This is a genomic window from Sphingomonas sp. ABOLH (assembly GCF_003951715.1).
GTDB lineage: Bacteria > Pseudomonadota > Alphaproteobacteria > Sphingomonadales > Sphingomonadaceae > Sphingomonas > Sphingomonas hankookensis_A.
Genome location: NZ_QQWV01000008.1, coordinates 119,826 through 131,658, shown reverse-complemented (window position 1 = coordinate 131,658; position 11,833 = coordinate 119,826). Strand labels below are relative to the sequence as shown.

Here is an 11,833-nt window from a genome sequence, read left to right as displayed (position 1 = left end):
GCCCTTGTCCGCCATGGACGGCTACGCGATCCGCTTCGACGACCTCCCCGGTCCGTGGGACGTCATTGGCGAAAGCGCCGCCGGCGCCTCCTTCCCCGGCACCGTCGCCCCGGGACAGGCCGCCCGCATCTTCACCGGCGCCGCGATGCCCACCGGCACCGACTGCGTGCTGGTGCAGGAAGAGGCGACCCGCGACGGCACCCGTCTCCACCTCGCCGGCGAAGGCCCGGTCCGTGGCGGCAATGTCCGCCGCGCCGGCCTCGATTTCCGCGAGGGCGACCTGCTGATCGCGGCAGGCGAGCGCATCACCCCCGCCCGCGCCGCACTGGCCGCCATCGCCGGGCACGGCACCCTGTCGGTCGGCCGCCGTGCCCGCATCGCCATCGCCGCCACCGGCGACGAACTGGTCCCCGCCGGCCAGCCCTTGCGCGAGGACCAGCTGCCCGAATCCAACGGCCTGATGCTCGCCGGGCTGCTCGCCGACCTGCCGGTCGATCGCATCGACCTCGGCATATTGCCCGACCGGATGGACGCGCTGGTCGATGCGTTTCGCGCGGTAGATTGCGACCTGCTCGTCACCACCGGCGGCGCCTCGGTCGGCGACCATGACCTCGTCCGCCCGGCCCTTGCCGCAGCCGGCGGCGAGCTCGACTTCTGGCGGATCGCGCTGCGTCCCGGCAAGCCGATGCTCGCCGGTCGCCTGCGCGACGCCGCCGTGCTCGGCCTGCCCGGCAACCCGGTATCGTCGTTCATCACCGCGCTGCTGTTCGTCCGCCCGCTCGCCGCGCGCATCGCCGGTGCCGCCGATCCGATGCCGCGCGCCATCCGCGCCACGCTCGCCCACCCGCTCCCCGCCAACGGCCCGCGCCAGGACTATCTGCGCGCCACGCTGATCGACGGACAGGTGTCGACCGCCGCCATTCAGGACAGCTCGATGCTGCGCACGCTTGCCCGTTCCGACTGCCTGATCGTGCGGGCACCCCATGCCCCGGCGGCCGATGCCGGCGACTCGGCGGAAATCCTGCAACTCGCTTGACGCCACATAAATCGTTTCCTATTGGTTCCACGTCTGTTCCGACGGAGGACGTTATGCTGACGCGTAAGCAGCACGAGTTGATCTGCTTCATCGACGACCGGTTGAAGGCGACCGGGGTTTCCCCCTCGTTCGAGGAGATGAAGGAGGCGCTCGACCTCAAGTCGAAGTCCGGCGTCCACCGCCTCATTTCGGCGCTCGAGGAACGCGAATTCATTCGCCGCCTGCCCAACCGCGCCCGCGCGCTGGAGGTGCTGCGGATGCCCGACCGCCCCGTCGCGAAGAAGCCGGCGGCCAAGCCCATGGCAACGCCCCGCCCGACCCCGCAGCCGGCGAACGACGTCATCGAACTGCCGCTGCACGGCCGCATCGCCGCCGGTGTCCCGATCGAGGCGATAGAGGGACAGGCGACCCTGCCCGTTCCCGCCGCCCTGCTCGGCGCGGGCGATCATTATGCGCTCGAAGTCGCCGGGGACTCGATGGTCGAGGCCGGTATTCTCGATGGCGACTATGCGCTCGTCCGCCGCACCGAAACCGCCCGTGATGGGGAGATCGTGGTGGCGCTGATCGAAGACAGCGAAGCGACTCTCAAATATTTTCGCCGCGAAGGCGCGATGATCCGGCTCGATCCCGCCAACCGCAGCTACGACCCGCAGCGCTACCGCCCCGAACAGGTGCGCGTACAGGGCAAGCTCGCCGGCCTGCTGCGCCGCTATTGATTCGCAATGTCGTTGGTAAAGGCGTCCCGACGACAAACGCGGCGAGTGTGAACTTAGTGAACTTATTTCGAATAGCCGTTTAAACGCTGACACTTAGCCGAAAATGGCAAGCCAGACCTCTCGCTTCGTTGGGCAGACATCGGTGAACTGACCGGCACCCCGGCCTTGAGCCGGGGTCCCGCTTCTTCTTCTGCGACCGGAGCGGACGACCTATCGCCCATTCCCCGGCGCATAGGGCGTCCGAACCGCCTTATACCACGCCAACGGATGCGTCGGCGGCACGACCCCCGCCGGCAAGGCCCGCCCCGACACCTCGGCAAAGTAAGCGATACAGGCATCCCGCCACCACTGCGCCTCGGCGCGCTGGATCGTCAGGAACTGGCTGACCTCGTCATGTCGCTGCTCGTCCACCCGACCCCGCAGCGCCGCCCACTGTCCCTGCATCGCCGCAACCTCGGCCACGCCGCGATCGTACCGCGCGACCAGTTCCTCCCACAGCGTACGCCCTGACGCCATCCGCCGCTCCCACGGAACATGGTGGAACCACAGCAGCAGGTCTTCGGGCACCGTCGCCGGATCGCCCCAGCGCTTCGCCAGCGCCGGCGCATATTGCCCCACCGCATCGCTGCCGCTCCGGGTCCGGTCGAACCCTATCCCTTGCCTGTCCGCCTTGTGGTAATAGACCGGGTTCCAGTCCGCCCGCGCCAGATCATCGACCCATGGCCCCGGCCCATAGTGATGCCCCGTCGCGAACAGGTGATGCAGCCCCAGCGGCATCATGTAATCGACCACCGCCTGCCGCGACCGCAGCATCGTCGCCGCCACCGGGTCGGCCACCGCCGGCCCCCAGGTCATCGCCGCCCAGTCGCGCGCGACGTCGCTCGCCCGGTCATCGGGGTTCCACGCCAGTCGCCCGAACGCATACCAGTTGGCCTGATCGAACTGCGACCCTGACCAGTTGCGGTCGGTCCCGACATTGGCCACCCCCGCCATGCCGCTCAGCCCGGACTGGGCAAGCACCTTCGCCACGGTCATGCCCCGGCGCGGACGATAGGTGTCGCTCCGCAACACCTCCTCCCACATCGGCCCCAGATAGGCGAGGTGGGTGGCGAACCCCAGATATTCCTTGGTAATCTGCACTTCCATCATCAGCGGCGTGCGCGGCATCGCCCCGAACAGCGGATGGAACGGCTCGCGCGGCTGGAAATCGATCGGCCCGTTCTTCACCTGCACGATCACATTGTCGGCGAACTTCCCGTCGAGCGGCTGGAACTCGCTATACGCCTGCTTTGGGCGGTCCTCGGGCTTGTCATGGGCATAGACGAACGCCCGCCACATCACGACGCCGCCATGGGGTTTCAGCGCGGCGGCGAGCATGTTCGCCCCCTCCGCATGGCTCCGCCCATAATCGCCCGGCCCCGGCTGCCCCTCCGAATTGGCCTTGACCAGAAACCCGCCAAAGTCGGGAATGCGGGCATAAATCTCGTCCGCCTTGGCCCGCCACCACGCAGCAACCGCCGGGTCGAGCGGGTCCGCCGTCTTCAACCCGCCAATCTCGATCGGGGCGGAGAATTTGGCCGACAGATAGACCCGTATCCCCCAGGGCCGAAAGATCGTCGCCAGCCGCTCGACCTTTGTCAGGAACGCCGGCGTCAACATATCCGGACTGGCATTGACGTTGTTAAGCACCGCGCCGTTGATCCCCACCGACGCATTGGCCCGGGCATAGTCGGTATAGCGCGGATCGCTGAACCCCGGCAGCTTCTGCCAGTCCCACAGCGACTGCCCCGCATAGCCCCGCTCGACATAGCGGTCCGGATTGTCCCAATGGTTCAGCACCCTGAGCGCCAGCCGCGGCCGCTCGACGATCGCCAGGCGGTCGAGCGACTGCCCGGCCTGCGCGATCCGCAACAGCCGGAATGCGCCATAGAGCACCCCCACCGGCCGGTCCGCCGCGATCACTGTCACCGGTCGACCCTCGACCGTCACCGACCGCACCAGATAGCCCTCCGGCCCCAACCCGGCCAACGGCAGCCGCAACGCAGCGATCCGCGCCGACCGCGCGGTACCGATGACGATCGCCCCCTCGCCCAGATCGCCGCCCGCGATCCGCCTGCCCGTCAGCCCCGACAGCCCGCGCTCCAGCTCAGCTGCTGCCAGTCGGATCGTCTCGTCATCTTCATCGCGAACGACCGTCGTCGCCTTGCTCGCAACCGCATCGGCCTGAGCCGCAGGCAATGGCCGATAGCGCAGCCACAGGTCATAGCCGTCCTCAGCACGTGCCGGAGTCGCGCAGGCGACCCACAGCGCCATCATCCAGCCGAGCGATTTCAACATCGTGCATCCTCTGATCCCGTCTGATCGACGGCGTTGACACCGACATATCATCGCGATCATGGTAACGCTACCACGTCAGAGAACGAGGATATGGAGAGCGCATGACCCTGATCGACCGCCGCAGCATCCTCGCCGGAGGCGCAGCGATGCTTGCCGCGCAGGCGTTACCCGCCGCCTCGGCGCCGCTGACCCTGAAGGACGCTGCCGCCCGCCATGGACGTCGCTTCGGGTCCGCCTTCGCCTGGGCGCCGCCGGGGCGCGACGCAGCGTCATTCAACAACCCGGCCTACGCCGCGCTCCTGCAACGCGACTGCGCAGTGCTGGTCGCCGAAAACCAGATGAAATGGCAGGCGCTGCGCCCCAGCGCCGACCGGTTCGATTTCGCGCAGTTCGACGCGATGGTCGACTGGGCGATGCGCAACGGTTTCATGATGCGCGGCCACACGCTCTACTGGGCCTATTCCAAATGGTTTCCCGCATGGCTCAACACCCAGGACTTCGGCCAACGCCCGGCCTCGGCAGCGGCCGGCATTCTCGACCACCACATCGATACGATCGCCAAGCGGTACGGCCGAAAGATCTACAGCTACGACGTGGTGAACGAAGCGGTCGATCCCGACACCGGCGCCTTACGCGAAACGTCGTTGTCGCGCGCGATGGGCGGGACCGCCAACGTGCTCGACCACGCCTTCCGCACCGCCCGCGCCGCCGCGCCGCATGCCGAGCTGGTCTATAACGACTATATGAGCTGGGAAGACGGCAACGAGAAGCATCGCGTTGGCGTGCTCTCGCTGCTCGAGGAGTTCCGTCGTCGCGGCACGCCGGTCGATGCGCTCGGGGTGCAGTCGCATATCGGCCTGTTCCAGCCGACCACCGACGCCGGTGTGCTCGCCCATCGGCTCGAACCCGAATGGCGGCGGTTCCTCGACCGGGTTGTGGCGATGGGGTACCGACTGGTCATCACCGAATTCGACGTACGCGACCGCGGGTTACCGGCGGCGATTGCCCCGCGCGACCGTGGCGTCGCCGACTTCGCCCGCGCGTACCTCGACATCATGCTGTCCTACCCGCAACTGGGCGACGTCCTCGCCTGGGGCCTGAGCGACCGGTACAGCTGGCTGCGTGGCTTCGAACCCCGCCCCGACGGGGCCGTCGCGCGCGGCTGTCCCTATGACATAGACCTCAAACCCAAGCCGCTGCGCGACGCGATGATCGCCGCGCTAGCGAACGGCACCACGCACCGCCGGTGACGCGGCGGCGGTGTTACCGCCGCCGCCCATCAATAATCCCGGCTGTAGCGCAGCGAAGCGTTCGACCCGCCGAACGATCCGGTCTGCGACAACAGGCTGAGCGTCCGCGACAGCGCGATCTGGATCTGCGTGGCGGTGAAGCCCCGCGCATCGGTGATGATCTCGATATAGATATCATCGGTCAGATACTTGCCCGCCGCCAGCGACGTGCCGCGCCCGCTCGCCTCGTCCCCGCCCAGCACGCGCAGCCGGTCGAACCCGGTCGCGGAACGCAACTTGCCGAGCGGGTTCAGCCCACCGCCGCCCGACCCGCGCAGCGAGTTCAGCGCGGCGGCCAGCTGGATCGCCTCGGTCGCAGACAGGTTCGTCACCGAACTGCCGAACAACAGCCGCGACAACACTTCGTCCTGCGCCAGCGACGGGGTCGAGTTGAACGCGATCTGCGGTGCCTGCGCGGTGCCGGACACGTTGATCGACGCGGTGATGCCTTCGGCCGTGGTCGACGCGACGATATCGATCACCGGGTTGGTATAGTCCTCGCCCTCGAACCGGATCACCCCGCGCTCGACCTCGAACCGTTTGCCGGCAAACGAGTAGGTGCCGCGCACCAGCTGCAACTGTCCGTTGATCGTCGGCGCAGCGGAGGTTCCCGCGATGCGCAGGTTCGCCTGCCATTCCGACTCCAGCCCCATGCCCGACACGAACAACCGGTTATCGGCTCGCACCCGCAGCGCGAGGCGGAACAACCCGGCCGACGCCGCCGCCTGCCGCTGCGGTGTCGCATTCGACCGGTTCGCATCGCTCTTGCGCCGGACGCCGGTCAGCTCCGGCACCTCGGCCGCGCCTTGCCGGATGATCTGGTAGCGCGCTTCGGGAATGACGAGGTCGCCGGAGATCAGGCCCCCATCGCGCCCGTTCTGGATGCGGATGTCGCCGGTCGCCGATGCCCCCAGCGCATCGCTGCGCGCCAACTGGGCATCACGCAGCTGGGCGCGGATGTCGATCGGGAAGCCGCTGTCCGCCGCCAAGCCCACTGTTCCCTGCGCCGCAACCGTGCCCTCACCGGCGCGCGCCCGCAGCTGGGTCAGCTCGAACCGGTCGTTGGTGAAGCGGCCATTGATGCCGAGATTGGTCAGCCGGGTGCCCAGCGTCTCATTCTCATAGGTCAGGTTGTTGGCGCGGACGATGCCGGTCAGCTGCGGCGACTGCACCCGCCCACCGAAATCGGCGGCCAGGCCGATCGGCCCGGACAACTGCTGATCGGCCAGCCCGGCAAAGGAGAACAGCACGCCCGCCGGGCCGTTGTACCGGATTCCGCCCGACAGCGGTGCCGCCAGCATCCGTGTGACCCACGACCCGCTACCCGGCGGCAACGGCCGGAGGTTCGCAACCATCCGCCCGACCGTGGTCGTGCCGCGGCGGATCAGCGCCCGTCCGCTGCCACCCTCAGGCCGCAGGTCGCCGGCAAAGACGATGTCGACCGGTTCGGAGACAGAGGCAAGGCTGGTCCGCTGGAAATTGCGGATGGTCAGGCGTGCATCGGCCCGCGGAAAGCTCTGGTCCGCCGCCTGCGCGAAGTCGAGGCTCCCGGTCGCGGTGCCACCGATACCGGTGCCCGGCACGAAGGCATTGACGATGCTCAGGTCCAACCGGTCGAGCCGGGTCTGGATCGACATGCCATTGCCATAGACGCCCGCCGCGCGGATCGAGCCTTGCGCGAAGTCGATCCGCGTCGGGTACAGGCGATAGCCGCCCGGGGCCGACACGATCCGCGCCGGGTTGACCGTCTTGAACGGGATCGAATTGGCGACACCCTGCAACGCGACCAGATAGTCGTTTGGGCGCAGCCGCGCATTGGCGGCGACCCGGAACGGCACGCCCGACGACCCTTCGGCGAACATCTGCGCCGTGCCGTTGCCGCCGCGATAGTTGATCTTCGCCCGGCTGCGCTGGAGCAGGAAGTCGCCCATCGACAGGTTGGCGACCTGCGCATCGGCGACGATTTCCGGCTGGTCGTACAGCACCGCGCTGCCGGTCACGATCGCGCGACCGATGCGCAGCCCCATATTGCCCGGAATGACCGCGTTCGACGCCTGCGCATTCACGTCCGCGCGCTGGAATCGCCCTTGAGCCGACAGGCGCGCGATACCGGCCACGCCCGATCCGGCGAAGTTGATTCGCCCTGCGAACGGCCCGGCATCGGTCGCCTCCACCCGGCCGTCGATATTCATGCCGGCAAAGGTTGCGGAGTGGATATCGGCGACTAGCCGCGGCGCGGTCGACAGCAGCACATCGGCGCGGAACGGCCCGTAATCGGTATTGCCGGTCGCCTGGATCGCATAGCGGTCGCCCTGCCCACGCACCCGTGCCTCGAGATTGGCGAGCCCGACCCCAACGCCCGGGCGCGCGGCGCGCAGCAGGACCTGCGGCGCAGCGACGGTACCGGTCACCCGCGCACTCAGCGGACCATATTGCGTCGAATAGGCATCGGCATTTACGAGCAACGGCCCCGCCGGATCATAACGGCCAGAACCGTTGGTGATACGGAACTGCGGCGCATTCATCCGCACGTTGGAGAAGCTGACGATCCCATCCGGTCCCACACCGACATCTGCGCGCGTGGTGGTGACGTTGCCGCCCAGAAAGTTGCGAATGCCTTCGTTGAACAGGCGGGTGGTCTGCGCGACCACACGGCCCTTGATCCCGAACCCGCCCTGTGGCGCGGCATAGAGGCTGGCGTCGGTCGTCAGGTTCAGGATGCCGATGCTGGCGACTTCGTAATCGTTGATCCGCCCCTTGATCGCGCCGGTGTAGCGCCCGGTGGTCAGGTTGGCGGCGACGATGGCGGTCGCGTCGATCCGGTCGGACCGGATGCGCAGATTGTCCGACAGCACCTGATCGCCCGAAATGGCAAGGTAACCATTGATCGCGACGTTGGTGACCAGTCCGCCGACCGCCGCGTTCAGCCCAGAGATACGCCGCGCCTTCGCCGCAATCGGGATCAGAATGCGGTCGGCATCAACCGTCGCCCGTCCTTCGGCATAGAGCTGTTCAACGACGGTTTCGCCAAAACCCAAGGCAGCGGCCTGCACCTTGTAATCCACGGTCGGCGTGCCGAACCCACCGTCGAGGACGACAGCGGCGCGGACCGATCGCCCGTTTAAGTTCGGCGCGATCGCACCGGGGGTCAGCAGCATCGCTTCGGTCCGGAAATTGCCGAACCGGCTGTTGCCCAGGTCAAGCAAACCGGCGGCGTTCACCGCCAGCGCACTCGATCGCAGCTGGATGCGGGTATCGGCCTTGCGATCCTGCAACGCCGCATCGATCGCCACGTCGAGCCGCGGGGCGGTCAGCCGTTCGACCGGACCCTGGAGGATCAATCCCGGCTGGGTCGAGCCCCGGACCGTAAAGCGACCCTCCCGTCCGGTCAGCGCCAGATCGGCCAGCGGCCGCCCGCCCAGCGTGCCGGCAAGTCGCCCGCGCCAGTTACGCCAGTCGCCTTGGCCATCGACCGTCGCGACGATCGGCGCCTTCAGTCCCGCCATTCCCGCGATCATGCCATTGGCTGGTCCGGTGATCCGGGCATCGACATCGAAGCGATTATCGTCGGGCACCGCGTCGAGCTTCAGCGCGACACGGTCGCCCCCCGCCACGCCCGGCGCGGCGATGGTCGCGGCGTTGGCGGTCACCTGCGCGCGACGGTCGGCGATATGCACCTCGCCGTCCAGCCGCGCGATATGGCGCTGCCCGGTCACCGCCGGGCCGACCTCGATCCGGTCGACGCGCAGGCGGTTCACGTCGATGTCATAGTCGGGCAGCAGCGGCGCATTGGGGTCGCCCGGCGGCGTGTCCTTCAACACCGGATTGCGCGCATAGCGGATCAGCGGGCTCGTCAGGCTACGAATATCGACATGCCCGTTCGCGAAGGCGAAGGGCCGCCAGTCGACCGCGACTTCCGGCGAATAGGCGAACACGCCCTGCGTATCGCTCAGCCGCAGCTCGCGGACGGTCATCGCGCCATAGAGCGAACCATCGATCCGGCCGATATTGACCTTCAGCCCCGACGCGGTGGTGTAGCCGTCGAGCTTGCTGACGATGAACCCCCGCCCCGGCCCGGTGTTCAGCGCGAACACCAGCGCGATCAGCAGGATGATCAGCGTGGCCAGCGCGATGCCGACCCATTTCAGGACCTTCTGCCACAACGGACGATCGCGCAGGATCACGGTTTCGGTGGCGGGCATGTCGGCGTCGGTCATCAGAAAGCCTGCCCGATCGAGATGTAGAGCGCGATCTTGGATTCTCCCGGCCGCCTTGCGATCGGCGTGGCGACATCGACCCGCATCGGACCGAAATTGGTATAGAAGCGCCCGCCGATACCCGCGCCGAAGCGCAGGTCGGACCCCTTGGGCAGGCTGGATTCATACACCTGACCGGCGTCGATGAACGGCACGATCCCGAAATTGCCGAAGCGATAGCGGGCTTCGAGCGCGAACTCGTTCAGGCTGCGTCCGCCGATCGGACGGTTGAGGTTGTTGCCGTCCTCGTCCACCTCCGGCGTCCGCGGCCCGAGTTCCTGGAACCCGAAGCCGCGCACCGAGCCGCCGCCGCCGGCATAATAACGGCGCGACGGCGCCAGATCGTCGCGGGCGATCCCCTGGATCGATCCCGCGCGCGCGCGGCCGGCGATGACGATGCTCTCCCCGATCGGGTAATAGGCGGTGCCCTCGACCATGAACCGGCCATAGGGCCGAACCGCACCCTGCACCGACGCCTCGGGGCTGACGTTCAATTTGAGGCGGAACCCCTTGGTCGGGTTCAACAGATTGTCCGACGTATCGAACCCGGCGAACAGCGGCAGCGCGGCGATGCCATAGGTCTTGCGACGGCGCGCCGCCACGTCGAAATCGTAAGTGTCTTCGTTGGTGCCGATCAGTTCGGCACCATAGGCATAGGTGAAACGCTTCTGCCAGATCGGCGTCGAATCGTACGACCAGCGGATGCCGAGCGTACCCGTAAACGCTTCGAACGCATCGTAATTGGTGCGGCTGGCATTGGCGAGGATCTGGAACGTCCGGTCGCGGCGACCGGCATTGGACCGGCGGAAGGTGACACCCGCCCCCTGTTCCTGCGTGCCCGCGACCCCGCGCACGATCAGCGCGCCTTCCGGCGGGAACAGGTTGCGATGCGTCCAGGATCCTTCCAGCCGGACGCCCTGCCCGGTGCCATAACCCGCTTCCCCGGCCAGCGTCCGCGCAGGCCCGGCATCCTGCTTGACCAGCAGATTCACATATTCCGTCCCGTCCGGCGCGATCTGCCCGGTGCGCTGCGGCTCGACCGACACGCCGGAGAACAGTCCCGTCGACACGAGCGCGGCGCGAAGGTCGTCGACCTTGCGGTTGTCGTACAACTCACCCTGCTTGAACCGGGCAAGCACGCCGACATGCTCGGCATCGAACGCCAGCTTGCCGGTCGTCGAATAGGTCCCGAACGACGATCGCGGACCGGTGGTGACCGGCAGGGTATAGGCGCCGGTTACGGTCGTATCGTCGAGCAGGATGTCGCGTTGCCCGACCTCGACGAACGGATAGCCCTGCTGCGGCAGCTTCAGGCTGACATTCGCCTCGGCTGCCTGGATGCGTTCGGCATCGATCGGATCGCCGACCTTCAGCGGCAATTCGCGCTGGACCAGATCCGGCGGGACGGTCGGCTGGGTATCGATGCGGATCGACCCCAGCGTGAATTGCTTGCCCGGAATGGCGGTCACGACCGCACGCAGCCGCTGCCCCGGCGGCTGTTCGATCGCGGAGGTAGCGGTGCCGTCATAATAGCCCTTGGCCCGCATGATGCGGACCGCGAGTTGCTCGTCCTCCTTGGCACGGGCCTGCACCATCGCGGCGTTGGCCGCCTTGCCGTCGCCTTCGCGCAACGCGGAGAGTTCACGAAATTGCGTCGTGCCGTCGATCTCGTCCAGCCCGTTGACGACGGTATCGTACCGGATTTCCACCGCCTTCTTGTCGTCGACGCCGGCAACCTCGACCGGGGTGACGTCGAACGACGATAGCGGCGTCAGCGGCTGGGCCAGTTCCAGCGCCTCGGGCAACACTGCGTCGGGCAGGGTTTCGGCGGGCACCTGCGCCTCCGTCGTCGGAGCGGTCGGGGTTGGCAGGGGCGGCGTATGCGTGGTCGGTGCGGGCTTCGCATCGAATGCCGACATCGGCTCCAGCGGCGCGTTGATGTCGCCCGACAGGGTCGGCAGTGCGGAGTCGAACTCGCTGTTGGGAACGATCGGTTCGACCGGCGGTTGCTGCGTACGGACTGTCGTAGGCGACGACGCCTGCTGCTGCGCAGAAGCGACCGGGATCATCATCGTGCTGGCAAGCAGCACAACAACTGTCCTTGCGCGAAAATCCCCCAAACCCTGTCCCCGTCCCCTTGGCAGGCGTCGTGACGTACGACCCCCGTTCACCCCGAAAACGCCAAGCAGCGGATTTGGT

6 protein-coding genes are annotated in these 11,833 nt (G+C 67.5%); 3 read left to right on the top strand and 3 right to left on the bottom strand.

Annotated elements, in window-relative coordinates; translation table 11 throughout:
- The coding region (locus CA237_RS06215; RefSeq protein ID WP_164523840.1) for a molybdopterin molybdotransferase MoeA at positions 1-1,036 on the top strand (1,036 nt) is incomplete at its 5' end.
- A gap of 53 nt (positions 1,037-1,089) precedes the next feature.
- Positions 1,090-1,752 carry a transcriptional repressor LexA gene (gene lexA / locus CA237_RS06210; protein WP_066689795.1) on the top strand — a complete coding sequence of 221 codons (663 nt, stop codon included), beginning with the start codon at positions 1,090-1,092 and terminating at the stop codon, positions 1,750-1,752.
- Positions 1,753-1,962: 210 nt separating this feature from the next.
- Here the strand turns inward: lexA and CA237_RS06205 are convergent, their stop codons facing one another.
- Positions 1,963-4,089 (bottom strand): alpha-glucuronidase family glycosyl hydrolase, encoded by a 2,127-nt coding sequence (locus CA237_RS06205; RefSeq protein ID WP_206432951.1) that lies wholly within the window; start codon positions 4,087-4,089, stop codon positions 1,963-1,965.
- A gap of 101 nt (positions 4,090-4,190) precedes the next feature.
- Here CA237_RS06205 and CA237_RS06200 point away from each other — a divergent pair, with 101 nt between their 5' ends.
- Positions 4,191-5,339, top strand: a complete 1,149-nt coding sequence (locus tag CA237_RS06200; protein ID WP_066689793.1) for an endo-1,4-beta-xylanase — start codon at positions 4,191-4,193, stop codon at positions 5,337-5,339.
- 29 nt (positions 5,340-5,368) lie between these two features.
- On the opposite strand, the gene CA237_RS06195 is transcribed toward CA237_RS06200, so the two are convergent.
- Positions 5,369-9,595, bottom strand: a complete 4,227-nt coding sequence (locus tag CA237_RS06195) for a translocation/assembly module TamB domain-containing protein (protein ID WP_066689792.1) — start codon at positions 9,593-9,595, stop codon at positions 5,369-5,371.
- Positions 9,595-11,706: a BamA/TamA family outer membrane protein gene (locus tag CA237_RS06190; protein WP_126013392.1), complete on the bottom strand. Its 2,112-nt coding sequence runs from the start codon at positions 11,704-11,706 to the stop codon at positions 9,595-9,597. The genes CA237_RS06195 and CA237_RS06190 overlap by 1 nt, the downstream gene beginning before the upstream one ends.
- Positions 11,707-11,833 lie beyond the last annotated feature (127 nt).